Raw genomic sequence first — 20,000 nt, 5'->3', positions numbered from 1 at the left:
TAGCTTCTAATCTATCAAACCTTTTAACTGGTCAAGTTATTAAGGGTGCAGGGCGGATGCCTTGGCACTAGGAGCCGATGAAGGACGCGATAAGCTGCGATAAGCTTCGGGGAGTTGCACGTAAACTTTGATCCGAAGATTTCCGAATGAGGAAACTCACTTAGAGTAATGTCTAAGTATCATTAAGTGAATACATAGCTTAATGAGGGGAACTCAGGGAACTGAAACATCTAAGTACCTGAAGGAAGAGAAAGAAATTCGATTCCGTAAGTAGCGGCGAGCGAACGCGGAATAGCCCAAACCAATAAAGTTTTCTTTATTGGGGTTGCGGACATATCTTAAACGAAGAGGTATCGTAATTGAAGAGGTTTGGAAAGACCCACCACAGAAGGTAATAGTCCTGTATGTCAAACGAGAAAACTTCAGATATGATCCAGAGTACCACGGGACACGTGAAACCCTGTGGGAAGCAGGAGGGACCACCCTCCAAGGCTAAATACTACCTAGTGACCGATAGCGTATAGTACCGTGAGGGAAAGGTGAAAAGAACCCCGGGAGGGGAGTGAAATAGAACCTGAAACCCTGCACTTACAAGCTGTGGAAGTACATTTCTTGTGTGACCGCGTACTTTTTGTAGAACGGGCCAACGAGTTACGTTAAGTAGCAAGGTTAAGCACTTAAGGTGTGGAGCCGTAGCGAAAGCGAGTTTTAACTGAGCGTTCAGTTACTTGACGTAGACCCGAAACCGGGCGACCTACCCATGAGCAGGATGAAGCGAAAGTAAAATTTCGTGGAGGTCCGAACCCACGAGCGTTGAAAAGCTCGGGGATGACTTGTGGGTAGCGGTGAAATTCCAATCGAGCCCGGAGATAGCTGGTTCTCCCCGAAATAGCTTTAGGGCTAGCCTCAAGGTGAGAGATACGGAGGTAGAGCACTGAATGTCCTAGGGGGTATTGCACCTACCGAAGACTATCAAACTCCGAATGCCGTCATCTTATACTTGGGAGTCAGACTGTGGGTGATAAGATTCATAGTCGAAAGGGCAACAGCCCAGATCGTCAGCTAAGGTCCCTAAATGTAAGTTAAGTGGTAAAGGATGTGGGATTGCACAGACAACCAGGATGTTGGCTTAGAAGCAGCCACTCATTCAAAGAGTGCGTAATAGCTCACTGGTCGAGTGATCCTGCGCCGAAGATTTCCGGGGCTAAAACTTACTACCGAAGCTACGGCATCAGTAATGATGGGTAGGGGAGCTTCCCATACGGGTTGAAGCATGACCGTAAGGACATGTGGACAGTATGGGAGTGAGAATGTTGGCATGAGTAGCGAGATGTGGGTGAGAATCCCACAGGCCGTAAACCCAAGGTTTCCAGGGGAAGGTTCGTCCGCCCTGGGTTAGTCGGGACCTAAGCTGAGGCCGAAAGGCGTAGGTGATGGACAACAGGTTGATATTCCTGTACTACCGATAACCGTTTGAGAGATGGGATGACACAGTAGGATAAGCTAAGCACACTGTTGGTTATGTGTGCCCAAGCATTGAGGCAGTCAGAGTAGGTAAATCCGCTTTGATAATGCTGGGATGTGATGGGGAGCGAAATTTAGTAGCGAAGTAGCTGATTTCACACTGTCAAGAAAAGTCTCTATCGAGGTTAAAGGTACCCGTACCGCAAACCGACACAGGTGGGTGAGGAGAGTATCCTAAGGCCCGCGAGAGAACTGTTGTTAAGGAACTCGGCAAAATGACCCCGTAACTTAGGGATAAGGGGTGCCACCATACGGTGGCCGCAGAGAATAGGCCCAAGCGACTGTTTACCAAAAACATAGGTTTCTGCTAAGTCGCAAGACGATGTATAGGAGCTGACGCCTGCCCGGTGCTGGAAGGTTAAGGGGATCTGTTAGAGTAATCGAAGCAGTGAACTTAAGCCCCAGTAAACGGCGGCCGTAACTATAACGGTCCTAAGGTAGCGAAATTCCTTGTCGGGTAAGTTCCGACCCGCACGAAAGGCGTAACGATTTGGGCACTGTCTCAACAACAGACTCGGTGAAATTGTAATTCCGGTGAAGATGCCGGATACCTGCGACAGGACGGAAAGACCCCATGGAGCTTTACTGTAGCTTGACATTGGGTCTTGGTACTACATGTACAGGATAGGTGGGAGGCTTTGAAACCAGGACGCCAGTTTTGGCGGAGCCATCCTTGGGATACCACCCTTGTAGTACTGGGACTCTAACCATAGGCCATGAATCTGGTCTTGGGACACTGTCAGGTGGGCAGTTTGACTGGGGCGGTCGCCTCCCAAAAGGTAACGGAGGCGCTCAAAGGTTCTCTCAGTACGGTCGGAAATCGTACGTAGAGTGTAAAGGCAAAAGAGAGCTTGATTGCAAGACATACAGGTCGAGCAAGGATGAAAATCGGACTTAGTGATCCGGTGGTTCTGTGTGGAAGGGCCATCGCTCAACGGATAAAAGCTACCCTGGGGATAACAGGCTTATCTCCCCAAGAGTCCACATCGACGGGGAGGTTTGGCACCTCGATGTCGGCTCATCACATCCTGGGGCTGTAGTAGGTCCCAAGGGTTGGGCTGTTCGCCCATTAAAGTGGTACGCGAGCTGGGTTCAGAACGTCGTGAGACAGTTCGGTCCCTATCCGTCGCAGGCGTAGGAAATTTGAGGAGACCTGTCCTTAGTACGAGAGGACCGGGATGGACGTACCTCTGGTGTACCAGTTGTTCTGCCAAGGGCATGGCTGGGTAGCTATGTACGGAATGGATAAGCGCTGAAAGCATCTAAGCGCGAAGCCAACTTCAAGATAAGATTTCCCACCGCAAGGGTAAGACCCCAGAAAGACTATCTGGTTGATAGGTCGAAGGTGTAAGTGCAGCAATGTATTTAGCTTATCGATACTAATAGGTCGAGGACTTGACCAATATTATTTGATGTTCATTGATTAAAATATATATGTAGTTTTTAGAGTGTTAACTCTAAAGAATCTAGTTTACTAGTTTCAATAACTTAATAGTAATATTAAGCATAAAGATTATGTGGTTACAATAGCAGAGAGGATACACCTGTTCCCATTCCGAACACAGAAGTTAAGCTCTCTAGCGCTGATGGTACTTGGTGGGAAACTGCCTGGGAGAGTAGGACGTAGCCACGTAATTTTTTTATTTGTTATATTGAGTTAAAATTTAAAATAAAATTCTAGCTTAATATAACAAATAAAATAAAAACCTATTGGTATGAAAATCAATAGGTTTTTATTTTATTTAAGTTTTTAATTACGATGTTAAATATATTATATAGATACACAATCTATTAATTTATCATCTAATATCTTATATTTAAAAATTGTTTGATTAAAATTATTATGCCATTATCTTAGATACAAATTCTTTTAATTTATCTAATCCAGCCAAGAAAGTATTCTCATTACAAGCATAAGATATACGAATATATTTATCCATACCAAATGCTATGCCAGGAACAACTGCTACATTGTATTCTTCTAAAAACTGATTACAAAATTCTATAGAAAAACTATCTTTATATTTAAAGTTTTCAGCTATCTTAGAAAGGTCTATAAAAGCATAAAACGCACCATCTGGATTTACGTAATCTACATTTTCGATAGAATCTAATTTAGATGTGATTAAATCTCTTCTAGATTTATATGTTTCCACCATATCATCTATATCAGTTGAACAATCTTTTAAGGCTCCATATGCTATGTATTGTGATGTTAAGCTTGGATGTGATATAAGATGTCCTTGTATGGAACTCATTGCTTTAGCTATGGTTTTATTAGAAGCAGTATAGCCTAATCTTAATCCAGTCATAGCAGCTGATTTAGAAAAACCATTTATAGTTATAGTTATATCTTTTGCTTCTTCGTTTAATGAAGCAACTGATGTGAAATTTCCAGTGTAACATATTTTTTCATATATTTCATCTGCCAAAATATATATTTTGTTCTGTATACACACTTTTACGATTTCAATTAGCTCATCTCTTGTATAGACACTACCAGTAGGATTTGAAGGATTATTTATTACAAGAATCTTTGTTTTGCTTGTTATAGATTTTTCAAGTTCTTCTTTTGTTAATTTGAATCCATTTTCTTTTCTGGTATCAATAAAAATTGGAACAGCATTAACTAATTTAACCATTTCAGGGTAACTAACCCAATATGGTTTTGGCAATAACACTTCATCTCCCTCATCTGTTAACGCTAGTAAAGTGTTTGTTATAGAATTTTTAGCTCCACTTGATATAACTATTTCATCTATTGAATATTTACAGTTATTTTCTTCAATAAGTTTTTTACAGATTTCTTCTCTAAGTATTTTCAATCCAGGAACTAAATCATATTTAGTACAATCTTTATTTAAAGAGTCAATTCCGTAAGATTTTGCAACATTAGGTACATTAAAATCAGGTTCTCCTATACTAAGGTTGATTACTTTAATTCCGTCACTTTCCATTTCTTTAACTTTTGAACTAATACCTATTGTATAGGATGGAGTTATAAAGTTTAGTCTTTTTGATAACATAAAATGCCCCCTTTTAAATTATTATTTATATTATACGACAAATTTGAAAAATGTACATAAGGAAATTTGTAGATATATACATTAATACATATGAAAATGAGTATTTTTTGCCTAAAATTAGTGTAAAAAAAAGAGAAAAAAGTTTTGACTTCCAAAGTTGTTACAAACGCTGATGTTCAAAATATCTACATAGTATTTGCAATGATTTGCGTTAGTTTGACTATTATGTACAAATTTGGTAATCTTAATATAGTAATTATTAAGATAATCCCTTTAACTTAGTTGAAGGGGATTTTTTTAGACTTAATATACTACATATAGTGGTATGTAGATTAATAAAATACAATATATAGTAATAGGGGGTTTTTTTAATTGGTTGAGTTTGTAAAAAAGAGAGATGGAAGAGTGATTCCATTTAATGAAGATAGAATAACAAGGGCTATATTTTTAGCAGCAACAAATGTTGCAGAAAGAGAAGGTATTGTACCTGATTATAAGTTATCTGAGCAACTAACTCAGGAAGTAATAAAGTTGATAAATCATAAATATTCTGAATCAGTTCCAAGTGTTGAAGACATACAAAATTCTGTAGTTAAGGTTCTTATAGAAACAGGTCATGCAAAAACTAGTGAAGAGTACATAGTATATAGAACTGAAAGAAGTAGAATAAGAAATTCAAAAACACGATTAATGAAGGCAATAGAAGAAATTACCTTTGAGGATGCAGAAGATGCTGATATAAAAAGAGAAAATGCAAATATCAATGGTAATACAGCTATGGGAACAATGTTACAATATGGAAGTACTGTATCCAAAGAATTTTGCAAGACTCATATATTAAAGCCAGAACATTCTTTCGCACATGATAATGGAGATATACATATACATGACATGGACTTTTTAAATATGGGGACATTAACTTGTTGCCAGATAGATGTTAAAAAACTATTTGAGGATGGTTTTTCAACTGGTCATGGTTTCTTAAGAGAACCACAAGATATAATGAGTTATGGAGCTCTAGCCGCAATTGCGATACAAAGTAATCAAAATGATCAACATGGAGGTCAAAGCATACCATTTTTCGATTATGGTTTGTCTGAAGGTGTGTATAAGACATTTAAAAAATTCTACATAGGAAACTTAGCTAAAGCATTAAAATTATTTAAAGGAATTGAAAATAATGAAGCAATAAAGGACATAGTATATAGAACAGAGAAAGAAACAAATAAAAAAGTTGGTCTTAAAAAAGATGAATTGTATTTAAACTCTGAAAAAGAAAAACTAAAAGAAATGTTTAATATTGATGAAGAACTTATAAAGAACATGCAAAACTTTGCATTTGAAGAGTCATATAAAGAAACTGATAAAAAAACATATCAATCTATGGAAGCATTTATACATAACTTAAATACAATGCATTCTAGAGCAGGTGCACAAGTACCATTTTCAAGTGTAAATTTTGGAACAGATATTTCAGAAGAAGGAAGAATGGTAACTAAGAATCTATTATTATCACAAGAAAGAGGTTTAGGTAATGGAGAGACCCCAATTTTCCCAATATTGATATTTAAAGTTAAAGAAGGTGTAAATTTAAATCCTGAAGATCCTAATTATGATTTATTTAAGTTATCATGCAGGGTATCAGCTAAAAGATTATTTCCTAACTTTAGCTTTTTAGATGCTCCTTTTAATGCTAAATATTATAAAGCAGGAGATCCAGATACAGAAGCTACATATATGGGTTGTAGAACAAGAGTACTTAGTAATGTATGTGGGCCAGAAACAGTTAGTGGCAGAGGAAATATATCTTTTACTACTGTCAATCTTCCAAGATTAGGTATAAAGCATGGAATTATAAAAAATGAGAAAACTAATTTAGATGAATTTTTTAAAGAACTAGATGAGAAAATAGACTTAATTATAGAACAATTATTAGAGCGTCTTGAAGTTCAAGGAAATAAAAAAATGAAAAACTTTCCGTTTTTAATGGGGCAAGGCGTATGGAAAGATTCTGATGATTTGGGCCCAGAAGATACATTAAAAGAAGTAATAAAGCAAGGAACATTGACTATTGGGTTTATAGGTTTAGCAGAATGCCTTATTGCTCTTACAGGTAAACATCATGGAGAAAGCAAGGAAGCTCAAGAATTAGGACTAAAAATAGTGTCATATATGAGACATAAAATGGATGAAGCTACAGACAAATATAAATTAAATTTCTCTTTAATGGGTACTCCAGCAGAAGGTCTTTCAGGAAGATTTACTAAAATAGATAAGAAAGTATATGGAGAAATTAAAGGTATTACAGATAAAGAGTATTATACTAATTCATTCCATGTTCCAGTTTATTATAATATAAGTGCATATGACAAAATTGAGATAGAAGCTCCATATCATGAATTTACTAATGCAGGTCATATAACATATGTAGAACTAGATGGAGATCCATCTGATAACTTAGAAGCTTTTGAAACTATCATAAAAGCAATGAAAGATTTGGGCATAGGATACGGAAGTATAAATCATCCTGTAGATAGAGATCCTATATGTGGTTTCTCGGGAGTAATAGCAAGTAATATATGTCCTGTATGTGGAAGAAATGAAGACGAAAGTGATATTAAATTTGAAAGAATCAGACGAATAACAGGATATTTAGTTGGTACAGTTGATAGATTTAATAATGCCAAAAAAGCGGAAGTTAAAGATAGGGTAAAACATAGATAGTTTTATTTGGAGGAATAAGTTATGAAGATAAGAATGTCATCTACTATAAGTCATGACAGTATAGTTGATGGACCAGGGTTAAGAATGGTAATATGGACTCAAGGATGTGTTCATAATTGTAAAGGATGTCATAATCCTCAAACACATAATTTATGTGGTGGATTTTATATGGATACAAAAGAAATTATAAATAAGATAAAGTCACTAAAATTACAAAAAGGTATTACACTATCAGGTGGAGAGCCATTTTTACAGCCAGAACCATTAGAAGAAATAGCAAAAGAAGCCAAAAAGACTGGCTTAGATGTATGGTCCTATACAGGATTTACATTTGAACAACTACTAGATAAAAAAAATAGTGCATATTTTAAAAACTTGAACCTATTAAAGCAGATTGATGTTTTAGTAGATGGAAGATTTGTAGATGAAAAAAAAGATATAAGTCTAAAATTTAGAGGTTCATCAAATCAAAGAATAATTGATGTTCAGAAGAGCTTAAAGTATAAAAAAGTATTTTTAATTGAGCAGTATATGAAGGATGATTTATCTATAGCAGAATAGAACATAAATAGACGAAAGTAAATGTAAAAACATATTTACTTTCGTCTATTTTTATGTAAAAAGTTTTTCTTTAATTATGTATTATATAAAATGTATTTATATTAGACTGACTATTGTAGCTTTTATAGCTTTAGTTTTATAATATATTAGTTTGTTTTGATTTATATTCTTTTAAAAGAAAGTTTTACAAATTGTTTAATTGATACTCGGCTATGAAACTAAAGTATTTAATTTGATTATGAAAGTTTTTAGTTAATATATAAATTTACAAAGTAAAGTAGTAAGGGGTTGATAAATACTTTAATAAAATTATATGCTCATGTACTATTATCACTACTAATATCATTATTAATGCTTTTGAGAGGAAATAATGCTGCTATTAAAGTAAGCATTTTCAACCAAGGTTTTCAAGTTGTAAACATATTGTATCATATAGATAAATGGACTAATGAGAAGTGATTATACATATGGATTTATCTTTATTCAAAAAATAATAAATTATGTAATATGTGGATAAATATGTTTATAATGTGGATAATATTTAATGTAATAAGTTAAAACAATATGAATCAGTTGTTTATAATGTGGATAATATTATAATAGAGAGGTAAAGTGATAATTTAAAAATAAAAAAAGTAAAAAAAGTTGTTGACTCTAAAAGAAAAAGTTGGTATAGTAATACTTGTCCTCAAGAAAAGGACATAAACATAAAGAACTTTGAAAATTAAACAGTAGGTTAATTTATAAAACAAGAAACAAACCATAAAGCCAGATATTTAGATAACAATAGTATCTGAGCCTGATAAACTTTTATTTGAGAGTTTGATCCTGGCTCAGGATGAACGCTGGCGGCGTGCCTAACACATGCAAGTTGAGCGATTTACTTCGGTAAAGAGCGGCGGACGGGTGAGTAACGCGTGGGTAACCTACCCTGTACACACGGATAACATACCGAAAGGTATGCTAATACGGGATAACATATTTGAGAGGCATCTCTTGAATATCAAAGGTGAGCCAGTACAGGATGGACCCGCGTCTGATTAGCTAGTTGGTAAGGTAACGGCTTACCAAGGCGACGATCAGTAGCCGACCTGAGAGGGTGATCGGCCACATTGGAACTGAGACACGGTCCAAACTCCTACGGGAGGCAGCAGTGGGGAATATTGCACAATGGGCGAAAGCCTGATGCAGCAACGCCGCGTGAGTGATGAAGGCCTTCGGGTCGTAAAACTCTGTCCTCAAGGAAGATAATGACGGTACTTGAGGAGGAAGCCCCGGCTAACTACGTGCCAGCAGCCGCGGTAATACGTAGGGGCTAGCGTTATCCGGATTTACTGGGCGTAAAGGGTGCGTAGGCGGTCTTTCAAGTCAGGAGTGAAAGGCTACGGCTCAACCGTAGTAAGCTCTTGAAACTGGGAGACTTGAGTGCAGGAGAGGAGAGTGGAATTCCTAGTGTAGCGGTGAAATGCGTAGATATTAGGAGGAACACCAGTTGCGAAGGCGGCTCTCTGGACTGTAACTGACGCTGAGGCACGAAAGCGTGGGGAGCAAACAGGATTAGATACCCTGGTAGTCCACGCTGTAAACGATGAGTACTAGGTGTCGGGGTTACCCCCTCGGTGCCGCAGCTAACGCATTAAGTACTCCGCCTGGGAAGTACGCTCGCAAGAGTGAAACTCAAAGGAATTGACGGGGACCCGCACAAGTAGCGGAGCATGTGGTTTAATTCGAAGCAACGCGAAGAACCTTACCTAAGCTTGACATCCCAATGACATCTCCTTAATCGGAGAGTTCCCTTCGGGGACATTGGTGACAGGTGGTGCATGGTTGTCGTCAGCTCGTGTCGTGAGATGTTGGGTTAAGTCCCGCAACGAGCGCAACCCTTGTCTTTAGTTGCCATCATTAAGTTGGGCACTCTAGAGAGACTGCCAGGGATAACCTGGAGGAAGGTGGGGATGACGTCAAATCATCATGCCCCTTATGCTTAGGGCTACACACGTGCTACAATGGGTAGTACAGAGGGTTGCCAAGCCGTAAGGTGGAGCTAATCCCTTAAAGCTACTCTCAGTTCGGATTGTAGGCTGAAACTCGCCTACATGAAGCTGGAGTTACTAGTAATCGCAGATCAGAATGCTGCGGTGAATGCGTTCCCGGGTCTTGTACACACCGCCCGTCACACCACGGGAGTTGGAGACGCCCGAAGCCGATTATCTAACCTTTTGGAAGAAGTCGTCGAAGGTGGAATCAATAACTGGGGTGAAGTCGTAACAAGGTAGCCGTATCGGAAGGTGCGGCTGGATCACCTCCTTTCTAAGGAGAATTGCCTACTGTTTAATTTTGAAAGTTCTTTATGAACTTCATATTTGGGGGTGTAGCTCAGTTGGGAGAGCACTTGCCTTGCAAGCAAGGGGTCAGGAGTTCGACTCTCCTCATCTCCACCATTAAGAGTATATTACTTAAATCTTTGATTTATCTAGTAGCCTCTTACATGCACTTTTAGCTTATCTTTAGACAAGCTATGTGCGTTAGCACTTTAAGCAACAGAATAAACTGAACACATGTGAAGTTTGTTTGTTGGCGACGTGCGTTAGCACTTTAAGCAACGGGATTTATTCGTTGGCGCTGTGCGTTAGCACTTTGAAAACTGCATATATATATTTAGTGATATGACATCTAATTTGTAATATATAAAGCTGATAACTTTTAAAAATTATCGAAGTTGATAGCTTCTAATCTATCAAACCTTTTTAACTGGTCAAGTTATTAAGGGTGCAGGGCGGATGCCTTGGCACTAGGAGCCGATGAAGGACGTGATAAGCTGCGATAAGCTTCGGGGAGTTGCACGTAAACTTTGATCCGAAGATTTCCGAATGAGGAAACTCACTTAGAGTAATGTCTAAGTATCATTAAGTGAATACATAGCTTAATGAGGGGAACTCAGGGAACTGAAACATCTAAGTACCTGAAGGAAGAGAAAGAAATTCGATTCCGTAAGTAGCGGCGAGCGAACGCGGAATAGCCCAAACCAATAAAGTTTTCTTTATTGGGGTTGCGGACATATCTTAAACGAAGAGGTATCGTAATTGAAGAGGTTTGGAAAGACCCACCACAGAAGGTAATAGTCCTGTATGTCAAACGAGAAAACTTCAGATATGATCCAGAGTACCACGGGACACGTGAAACCCTGTGGGAAGCAGGAGGGACCACCCTCCAAGGCTAAATACTACCTAGTGACCGATAGCGTATAGTACCGTGAGGGAAAGGTGAAAAGAACCCCGGGAGGGGAGTGAAATAGAACCTGAAACCCTGCACTTACAAGCTGTGGAAGCACATTTCTTGTGTGACCGCGTACTTTTTGTAGAACGGGCCAACGAGTTACGTTAAGTAGCAAGGTTAAGCACTTAAGGTGTGGAGCCGTAGCGAAAGCGAGTTTTAACTGAGCGTTCAGTTACTTGACGTAGACCCGAAACCGGGCGACCTACCCATGAGCAGGATGAAGCGAAAGTAAAATTTCGTGGAGGTCCGAACCCACGAGCGTTGAAAAGCTCGGGGATGACTTGTGGGTAGCGGTGAAATTCCAATCGAGCCCGGAGATAGCTGGTTCTCCCCGAAATAGCTTTAGGGCTAGCCTCAAGGTGAGAGATACGGAGGTAGAGCACTGAATGTCCTAGGGGGTATTGCACCTACCGAAGACTATCAAACTCCGAATGCCGTCATCTTATACTTGGGAGTCAGACTGTGGGTGATAAGATTCATAGTCGAAAGGGCAACAGCCCAGATCGTCAGCTAAGGTCCCTAAATGTAAGTTAAGTGGTAAAGGATGTGGGATTGCACAGACAACCAGGATGTTGGCTTAGAAGCAGCCACTCATTCAAAGAGTGCGTAATAGCTCACTGGTCGAGTGATCCTGCGCCGAAGATTTCCGGGGCTAAAACTTACTACCGAAGCTACGGCATCAGTAATGATGGGTAGGGAGCTTCCCATACGGGTTGAAGCATGACCGTAAGGACATGTGGACAGTATGGGAGTGAGAATGTTGGCATGAGTAGCGAGATGTGGGTGAGAATCCCACAGGCCGTAAACCCAAGGTTTCCAGGGGAAGGTTCGTCCGCCCTGGGTTAGTCGGGACCTAAGCTGAGGCCGAAAGGCGTAGGTGATGGACAACAGGTTGATATTCCTGTACTACCGATAACCGTTTGAGAGATGGGATGACACAGTAGGATAAGCTAAGCACACTGTTGGTTATGTGTGCCCAAGCATTGAGGCAGTCAGAGTAGGTAAATCCGCTTTGATAATGCTGGGATGTGATGGGGAGCGAAATTTAGTAGCGAAGTAGCTGATTTCACACTGTCAAGAAAAGTCTCTATCGAGGTTAAAGGTACCCGTACCGCAAACCGACACAGGTGGGTGAGGAGAGTATCCTAAGGCCCGCGAGAGAACTGTTGTTAAGGAACTCGGCAAAATGACCCCGTAACTTAGGGATAAGGGGTGCCACCATACGGTGGCCGCAGAGAATAGGCCCAAGCGACTGTTTACCAAAAACATAGGTTTCTGCTAAGTCGCAAGACGATGTATAGGAGCTGACGCCTGCCCGGTGCTGGAAGGTTAAGGGGATCTGTTAGAGTAATCGAAGCAGTGAACTTAAGCCCCAGTAAACGGCGGCCGTAACTATAACGGTCCTAAGGTAGCGAAATTCCTTGTCGGGTAAGTTCCGACCCGCACGAAAGGCGTAACGATTTGGGCACTGTCTCAACAACAGACTCGGTGAAATTGTAATTCCGGTGAAGATGCCGGATACCTGCGACAGGACGGAAAGACCCCATGGAGCTTTACTGTAGCTTGACATTGGGTCTTGGTACTACATGTACAGGATAGGTGGGAGGCTTTGAAACCAGGACGCCAGTTTTGGCGGAGCCATCCTTGGGATACCACCCTTGTAGTACTGGGACTCTAACCATAGGCCATGAATCTGGTCTTGGGACACTGTCAGGTGGGCAGTTTGACTGGGGCGGTCGCCTCCCAAAAGGTAACGGAGGCGCTCAAAGGTTCTCTCAGTACGGTCGGAAATCGTACGTAGAGTGTAAAGGCAAAAGAGAGCTTGATTGCAAGACATACAGGTCGAGCAAGGATGAAAATCGGACTTAGTGATCCGGTGGTTCTGCGTGGAAGGGCCATCGCTCAACGGATAAAAGCTACCCTGGGGATAACAGGCTTATCTCCCCCAAGAGTCCACATCGACGGGGAGGTTTGGCACCTCGATGTCGGCTCATCACATCCTGGGGCTGTAGTAGGTCCCAAGGGTTGGGCTGTTCGCCCATTAAAGTGGTACGCGAGCTGGGTTCAGAACGTCGTGAGACAGTTCGGTCCCTATCCGTCGCAGGCGTAGGAAATTTGAGGAGACCTGTCCTTAGTACGAGAGGACCGGGATGGACGTACCTCTGGTGTACCAGTTGTTCTGCCAAGGGCATGGCTGGGTAGCTATGTACGGAATGGATAAGCGCTGAAAGCATCTAAGCGCGAAGCCAACTTCAAGATAAGATTTCCCACCGCAAGGGTAAGACCCCAGAAAGACTATCTGGTTGATAGGTCGAAGGTGTAAGTGCAGCAATGTATTTAGCTTATCGATACTAATAGGTCGAGGACTTGACCAATATTTATTTGATGTTCATTAATTAAAATATATATGTAGTTTTTAGAGTGTTAACTCTATGTATTTAAATTTGTCAATAATTAGAGATTTTTAAGAATTTTATAAGCTTAAAATCGAATGAAAAAAGTATTGACATAATAAGACAAATATGTTATTATAATACTTGTCTTAGAAAAAAGATAAATGAAAATTTAGACAATAATCTGGTTATAATAGCAGAGAGGATACACCTGTTCCCATTCCGAACACAGAAGTTAAGCTCTCTAGCGCTGATGGTACTTGGTGGGAAACTGCCTGGGAGAGTAGGACATAGCCAGGTGATGTGCCGAAGTGGCGGAACTGGCAGACGCACAGGACTTAAAATCCTGCGGGACTTACCTCTCGTACCGGTTCGATTCCGGTCTTCGGCACCAAATTATTGTGGGCCATTAGCTCAGTTGGTTAGAGCGCCCGGCTCATAACCGGTAGGTCTGGGGTTCGAGTCCCTGATGGCCCACCACAATAATTTAAAGAACTTTGAAAATTAAACAGTAGGTTAATTTATAAAACAAGAAACAAACCATAAAGCCAGATATTTAGATAACAATAGTATCTGAGCCTGATAAACTTTTATTTGAGAGTTTGATCCTGGCTCAGGATGAACGCTGGCGGCGTGCCTAACACATGCAAGTTGAGCGATTTACTTCGGTAAAGAGCGGCGGACGGGTGAGTAACGCGTGGGTAACCTACCCTGTACACACGGATAACATACCGAAAGGTATGCTAATACGGGATAATATATTTGAGAGGCATCTCTTGAATATCAAAGGTGAGCCAGTACAGGATGGACCCGCGTCTGATTAGCTAGTTGGTAAGGTAACGGCTTACCAAGGCGACGATCAGTAGCCGACCTGAGAGGGTGATCGGCCACATTGGAACTGAGACACGGTCCAAACTCCTACGGGAGGCAGCAGTGGGGAATATTGCACAATGGGCGAAAGCCTGATGCAGCAACGCCGCGTGAGTGATGAAGGCCTTCGGGTCGTAAAACTCTGTCCTCAAGGAAGATAATGACGGTACTTGAGGAGGAAGCCCCGGCTAACTACGTGCCAGCAGCCGCGGTAATACGTAGGGGGCTAGCGTTATCCGGATTTACTGGGCGTAAAGGGTGCGTAGGCGGTCTTTCAAGTCAGGAGTGAAAGGCTACGGCTCAACCGTAGTAAGCTCTTGAAACTGGGAGACTTGAGTGCAGGAGAGGAGAGTGGAATTCCTAGTGTAGCGGTGAAATGCGTAGATATTAGGAGGAACACCAGTTGCGAAGGCGGCTCTCTGGACTGTAACTGACGCTGAGGCACGAAAGCGTGGGGAGCAAACAGGATTAGATACCCTGGTAGTCCACGCTGTAAACGATGAGTACTAGGTGTCGGGGTTACCCCCTCGGTGCCGCAGCTAACGCATTAAGTACTCCGCCTGGGAAGTACGCTCGCAAGAGTGAAACTCAAAGGAATTGACGGGGACCCGCACAAGTAGCGGAGCATGTGGTTTAATTCGAAGCAACGCGAAGAACCTTACCTAAGCTTGACATCCCAATGACATCTCCTTAATCGGAGAGTTCCCTTCGGGGACATTGGTGACAGGTGGTGCATGGTTGTCGTCAGCTCGTGTCGTGAGATGTTGGGTTAAGTCCCGCAACGAGCGCAACCCTTGTCTTTAGTTGCCATCATTAAGTTGGGCACTCTAGAGAGACTGCCAGGGATAACCTGGAGGAAGGTGGGGATGACGTCAAATCATCATGCCCCTTATGCTTAGGGCTACACACGTGCTACAATGGGTAGTACAGAGGGTTGCCAAGCCGTAAGGTGGAGCTAATCCCTTAAAGCTACTCTCAGTTCGGATTGTAGGCTGAAACTCGCCTACATGAAGCTGGAGTTACTAGTAATCGCAGATCAGAATGCTGCGGTGAATGCGTTCCCGGGTCTTGTACACACCGCCCGTCACACCACGGGAGTTGGAGACGCCCGAAGCCGATTATCTAACCTTTTGGAAGAAGTCGTCGAAGGTGGAATCAATAACTGGGGTGAAGTCGTAACAAGGTAGCCGTATCGGAAGGTGCGGCTGGATCACCTCCTTTCTAAGGAGAATTGCCTACTGTTTAATTTTGAAAGTTCTTTATGAACTTCATATTTGGGGGTGTAGCTCAGTTGGGAGAGCACTTGCCTTGCAAGCAAGGGGTCAGGAGTTCGACTCTCCTCATCTCCACCATTAAGAGTATATTACTTAAATCTTTGATTTATCTAGTAGCCTCTTACATGCACTTTTAGCTTATCTTTAGACAAGCTATGTGCGTTAGCACTTTAAGCAACAGAATAAACTGAACACATGTGAAGTTTGTTTGTTGGCGACGTGCGTTAGCACTTTAAGCAACGGGATTTATTCGTTGGCGCTGTGCGTTAGCACTTTGAAAACTGCATATATATATTTAGTGATATGACATCTAATTTGTAATATATAAAGCTGATAACTTTTAAAAATTATCGAAGTTGATAGCTTCTAATCTATCAAACCTTTTTAACTGGTCAAGTTATTAAGGGTGCAGGGCGGATGCCTTGGCACTAGGAGCCGATGAAGGACGTGATAAGCTGCGATAAGCTTCGGGGAGTTGCACGTAAACTTTGATCCGAAGATTTCCGAATGAGGAAACTCACTTAGAGTAATGTCTAAGTATCATTAAGTGAATACATAGCTTAATGAGGGGAACTCAGGGAACTGAAACATCTAAGTACCTGAAGGAAGAGAAAGAAATTCGATTCCGTAAGTAGCGGCGAGCGAACGCGGAATAGCCCAAACCAATAAAGTTTTCTTTATTGGGGTTGCGGACATATCTTAAACGAAGAGGTATCGTAATTGAAGAGGTTTGGAAAGACCCACCACAGAAGGTAATAGTCCTGTATGTCAAACGAGAAAACTTCAGATATGATCCAGAGTACCACGGGACACGTGAAACCCTGTGGGAAGCAGGAGGGACCACCCTCCAAGGCTAAATACTACCTAGTGACCGATAGCGTATAGTACCGTGAGGGAAAGGTGAAAAGAACCCCGGGAGGGGAGTGAAATAGAACCTGAAACCCTGCACTTACAAGCTGTGGAAGCACATTTCTTGTGTGACCGCGTACTTTTGTAGAACGGGCCAACGAGTTACGTTAAGTAGCAAGGTTAAGCACTTAAGGTGTGGAGCCGTAGCGAAAGCGAGTTTTAACTGAGCGTTCAGTTACTTGACGTAGACCCGAAACCGGGCGACCTACCCATGAGCAGGATGAAGCGAAAGTAAAATTTCGTGGAGGTCCGAACCCACGAGCGTTGAAAAGCTCGGGGATGACTTGTGGGTAGCGGTGAAATTCCAATCGAGCCCGGAGATAGCTGGTTCTCCCCGAAATAGCTTTAGGGCTAGCCTCAAGGTGAGAGATACGGAGGTAGAGCACTGAATGTCCTAGGGGGTATTGCACCTACCGAAGACTATCAAACTCCGAATGCCGTCATCTTATACTTGGGAGTCAGACTGTGGGTGATAAGATTCATAGTCGAAAGGGCAACAGCCCAGATCGTCAGCTAAGGTCCCTAAATGTAAGTTAAGTGGTAAAGGATGTGGGATTGCACAGACAACCAGGATGTTGGCTTAGAAGCAGCCACTCATTCAAAGAGTGCGTAATAGCTCACTGGTCGAGTGATCCTGCGCCGAAGATTTCCGGGGCTAAAACTTACTACCGAAGCTACGGCATCAGTAATGATGGGTAGGGAGCTTCCCATACGGGTTGAAGCATGACCGTAAGGACATGTGGACAGTATGGGAGTGAGAATGTTGGCATGAGTAGCGAGATGTGGGTGAGAATCCCACAGGCCGTAAACCCAAGGTTTCCAGGGGAAGGTTCGTCCGCCCTGGGTTAGTCGGGACCTAAGCTGAGGCCGAAAGGCGTAGGTGATGGACAACAGGTTGATATTCCTGTACTACCGATAACCGTTTGAGAGATGGGATGACACAGTAGGATAAGCTAAGCACACTGTTGGTTATGTGTGCCCAAGCATTGAGGCAGTCAGAGTAGGTAAATCCGCTTTGATAATGCTGGGATGTGATGGGGAGCGAAATTTAGTAGCGAAGTAGCTGATTTCACACTGTCAAGAAAAGTCTCTATCGAGGTTAAAGGTACCCGTACCGCAAACCGACACAGGTGGGTGAGGAGAGTATCCTAAGGCCCGCGAGAGAACTGTTGTTAAGGAACTCGGCAAAATGACCCCGTAACTTAGGGATAAGGGTGCCACCATACGGTGGCCGCAGAGAATAGGCCCAAGCGACTGTTTACCAAAAACATAGGTTTCTGCTAAGTCGCAAGACGATGTATAGGAGCTGACGCCTGCCCGGTGCTGGAAGGTTAAGGGGATCTGTTAGAGTAATCGAAGCAGTGAACTTAAGCCCCAGTAAACGGCGGCCGTAACTATAACGGTCCTAAGGTAGCGAAATTCCTTGTCGGGTAAGTTCCGACCCGCACGAAAGGCGTAACGATTTGGGCACTGTCTCAACAACAGACTCGGTGAAATTGTAATTCCGGTGAAGATGCCGGATACCTGCGACAGGACGGAAAGACCCCATGGAGCTTTACTGTAGCTTGACATTGGGTCTTGGTACTACATGTACAGGATAGGTGGGAGGCTTTGAAACCAGGACGCCAGTTTTGGCGGAGCCATCCTTGGGATACCACCCTTGTAGTACTGGGACTCTAACCATAGGCCATGAATCTGGTCTTGGGACACTGTCAGGTGGGCAGTTTGACTGGGGCGGTCGCCTCCCAAAAGGTAACGGAGGCGCTCAAAGGTTCTCTCAGTACGGTCGGAAATCGTACGTAGAGTGTAAAGGCAAAAGAGAGCTTGATTGCAAGACATACAGGTCGAGCAAGGATGAAAATCGGACTTAGTGATCCGGTGGTTCTGCGTGGAAGGGCCATCGCTCAACGGATAAAAGCTACCCTGGGGATAACAGGCTTATCTCCCCAAGAGTCCACATCGACGGGGAGGTTTGGCACCTCGATGTCGGCTCATCACATCCTGGGGCTGTAGTAGGTCCCAAGGGTTGGGCTGTTCGCCCATTAAAGTGGTACGCGAGCTGGGTTCAGAACGTCGTGAGACAGTTCGGTCCCTATCCGTCGCAGGCGTAGGAAATTTGAGGAGACCTGTCCTTAGTACGAGAGGACCGGGATGGACGTACCTCTGGTGTACCAGTTGTTCTGCCAAGGGCATGGCTGGGTAGCTATGTACGGAATGGATAAGCGCTGAAAGCATCTAAGCGCGAAGCCAACTTCAAGATAAGATTTCCCACCGCAAGGGTAAGACCCCAGAAAGACTATCTGGTTGATAGGTCGAAGGTGTAAGTGCAGCAATGTATTTAGCTTATCGATACTAATAGGTCGAGGACTTGACCAATACTATTTGATGTTCATTGATTAAAATATATATGTAGTTTTTAGAGTGTTAACTCTAAAGAATCTAGTTTTACTAGTTTCAATAACTTAATAGTAATATTAAGCATAAAGATTATGTGGTTACAATAGCAGAGAGGATACACCTGTTCCCATTCCGAACACAGAAGTTAAGCTCTCTAGCGCTGATGGTACTTGGTGGGAAACTGCCTGGGAGAGTAGGACGTAGCCACGTTGAATATTCCAAGGTAGCTCAACGGTGGAGCAACCGGCTGTTAACCGGTAGGCTGTGGGTTCGAGCCCCACCCTTGGAGCCAAAAAAGCCGAAGTGGCGGAACTGGCAGACGCACAGGACTTAAAATCCTGCGGGACTTACCTCTCGTACCGGTTCGATTCCGGTCTTCGGCACTTATAAAACAATATCGCGGAGTGGAGCAGTTGGCAGCTCGTCGGGCTCATAACCCGAAGGTCGTAGGTTCGAGTCCTGCCTCCGCAACCATTAAAATGGCTCGTTGGTCAAGAGGTTAAGACACCGCCCTTTCACGGCGGTAACAGGGGTTCAATTCCCCTACGAGTCACCAAAAAACAATTAAATAAGCGGGTGTAGCTCAATGGTAGAGTTCTGGCCTTCCAAGCCAGCTGTGAGGGTTCGATCCCCTTCACCCGCTCCAAAAAATGGGATCATAGCTCAGCTGGGAGAGCACCTGCCTTACAAGCAGGGGGTCGCAGGTTCGAGCCCTGCTGGTCCCACCATTTGCGGCCTGGTAGTTCAGTTGGTTAGAATGCCAGCCTGTCACGCTGGAGGTCGAGGGTTCGAACCCCTTCCAGGTCGCCAAATTAAATAAGCGGGAATAGTTCAGTGGTAGAGCGCAACCTTGCCAAGGTTGAAGTCGCGAGTTCGAATCTCGTTTCCCGCTCCATAATGATTTGGGTGCATAGCTCAGCTGGATAGAGCAACGCCCTTCTAAGGCGTGTGTCCGGGGTTCGAATCCCTGTGCGCTCATTAAGAAAAGTTTACTATATTTATAGTAAACTTTTATATTGTTTAAAAAGACACAGGATACATGCATG

The 20,000-nt window shown here is 42.7% G+C and carries 3 protein-coding genes, 13 tRNA genes and 8 rRNA genes; 23 read left to right on the top strand and 1 reads right to left on the bottom strand.

Features of this window, described 5'->3' with window-relative positions; all coding sequences use genetic code 11:
- The first annotated feature begins 29 nt into the window (after window positions 1-29).
- Window positions 30-2,927: ribosomal RNA gene (locus JJC01_00120) — 23S ribosomal RNA — on the top strand.
- Window positions 2,928-3,040: 113 nt separating this feature from the next.
- A 5S ribosomal RNA gene (gene rrf, locus JJC01_00115) occupies window positions 3,041-3,157 on the top strand.
- A gap of 208 nt (window positions 3,158-3,365) precedes the next feature.
- On the opposite strand, the gene JJC01_00110 is transcribed toward rrf (JJC01_00115), so the two are convergent.
- Entirely contained in the window at window positions 3,366-4,550 is a 1,185-nt protein-coding gene (locus tag JJC01_00110) for a pyridoxal phosphate-dependent aminotransferase (protein UDN58388.1), read from the bottom strand.
- 372 nt (window positions 4,551-4,922) lie between these two features.
- On the opposite strand from JJC01_00110, the gene JJC01_00105 reads away from it, so the two are divergent.
- The 21 genes from JJC01_00105 (at window position 4,923) to JJC01_00005 (ending at window position 19,932) form a co-directional block, all read left to right on the top strand.
- On the top strand, window positions 4,923-7,274 hold the full coding sequence (locus JJC01_00105) for an anaerobic ribonucleoside triphosphate reductase (GenBank protein ID UDN58387.1): 2,352 nt from the start codon (window positions 4,923-4,925) through the stop codon (window positions 7,272-7,274).
- 21 nt (window positions 7,275-7,295) lie between these two features.
- Window positions 7,296-7,835 carry an anaerobic ribonucleoside-triphosphate reductase activating protein gene (gene nrdG / locus JJC01_00100; protein UDN58386.1) on the top strand — a complete coding sequence of 180 codons (540 nt, stop codon included), beginning with the start codon at window positions 7,296-7,298 and terminating at the stop codon, window positions 7,833-7,835.
- 810 nt (window positions 7,836-8,645) lie between these two features.
- Window positions 8,646-10,145, top strand: a 16S ribosomal RNA gene (locus JJC01_00095).
- 55 nt (window positions 10,146-10,200) lie between these two features.
- Window positions 10,201-10,276 (top strand) — tRNA-Ala (locus JJC01_00090).
- Window positions 10,277-10,588: 312 nt separating this feature from the next.
- Window positions 10,589-13,486, top strand: a 23S ribosomal RNA gene (locus tag JJC01_00085).
- A 201-nt stretch (window positions 13,487-13,687) separates the two neighbouring features.
- Window positions 13,688-13,804 (top strand): 5S ribosomal RNA (rrf, locus tag JJC01_00080).
- 5 nt (window positions 13,805-13,809) lie between these two features.
- A tRNA-Leu gene (locus JJC01_00075) sits at window positions 13,810-13,898 on the top strand.
- A gap of 9 nt (window positions 13,899-13,907) precedes the next feature.
- Window positions 13,908-13,984: transfer RNA gene (locus tag JJC01_00070), tRNA-Ile, on the top strand.
- A gap of 110 nt (window positions 13,985-14,094) precedes the next feature.
- A 16S ribosomal RNA gene (locus JJC01_00065) occupies window positions 14,095-15,595 on the top strand.
- Window positions 15,596-15,650: 55 nt separating this feature from the next.
- A tRNA-Ala gene (locus JJC01_00060) sits at window positions 15,651-15,726 on the top strand.
- A gap of 312 nt (window positions 15,727-16,038) precedes the next feature.
- Window positions 16,039-18,933: ribosomal RNA gene (locus JJC01_00055) — 23S ribosomal RNA — on the top strand.
- A gap of 114 nt (window positions 18,934-19,047) precedes the next feature.
- Window positions 19,048-19,164 (top strand): 5S ribosomal RNA (gene rrf, locus JJC01_00050).
- Together the 16S, 23S and 5S rRNA genes with 13 tRNA genes alongside form the textbook arrangement of a ribosomal RNA operon.
- 7 nt (window positions 19,165-19,171) lie before the next feature.
- A tRNA-Asn gene (locus tag JJC01_00045) sits at window positions 19,172-19,246 on the top strand.
- 5 nt (window positions 19,247-19,251) lie between these two features.
- A tRNA-Leu gene (locus tag JJC01_00040) sits at window positions 19,252-19,337 on the top strand.
- 15 nt (window positions 19,338-19,352) lie between these two features.
- Window positions 19,353-19,428: transfer RNA gene (locus tag JJC01_00035), tRNA-Met, on the top strand.
- Window positions 19,429-19,435: 7 nt separating this feature from the next.
- Window positions 19,436-19,510, top strand: a tRNA-Glu gene (locus tag JJC01_00030).
- Window positions 19,511-19,526: 16 nt separating this feature from the next.
- Window positions 19,527-19,600 (top strand) — tRNA-Gly (locus tag JJC01_00025).
- A gap of 6 nt (window positions 19,601-19,606) precedes the next feature.
- A tRNA-Val gene (locus tag JJC01_00020) sits at window positions 19,607-19,682 on the top strand.
- A 5-nt stretch (window positions 19,683-19,687) separates the two neighbouring features.
- Window positions 19,688-19,764, top strand: a tRNA-Asp gene (locus JJC01_00015).
- Window positions 19,765-19,774: 10 nt separating this feature from the next.
- A tRNA-Gly gene (locus tag JJC01_00010) sits at window positions 19,775-19,849 on the top strand.
- Window positions 19,850-19,858: 9 nt separating this feature from the next.
- Window positions 19,859-19,932, top strand: a tRNA-Arg gene (locus JJC01_00005).
- Window positions 19,933-20,000 lie beyond the last annotated feature (68 nt).

Origin of the sequence: Clostridioides sp. ES-S-0010-02, assembly GCA_020641055.1 — a bacterium.
Classification (GTDB): Bacteria; Bacillota; Clostridia; order Peptostreptococcales; family Peptostreptococcaceae; genus Clostridioides.
Note: the sequence above shows the minus strand (reverse complement) of the source record. Positions and strands in the feature narration are given on the sequence as shown.

What these genes read in the sequence shown, in the direction of transcription:
- JJC01_00110 (UDN58388.1), bottom strand. Translation starts at nt 4,550, where the DNA reads ATGTTATCAAAAAGACTAAACTTTATAACTCCATCCTATACAATAGGT.
- nrdG (UDN58386.1), top strand. Translation starts at nt 7,296, where the DNA reads ATGAAGATAAGAATGTCATCTACTATAAGTCATGACAGTATAGTTGAT.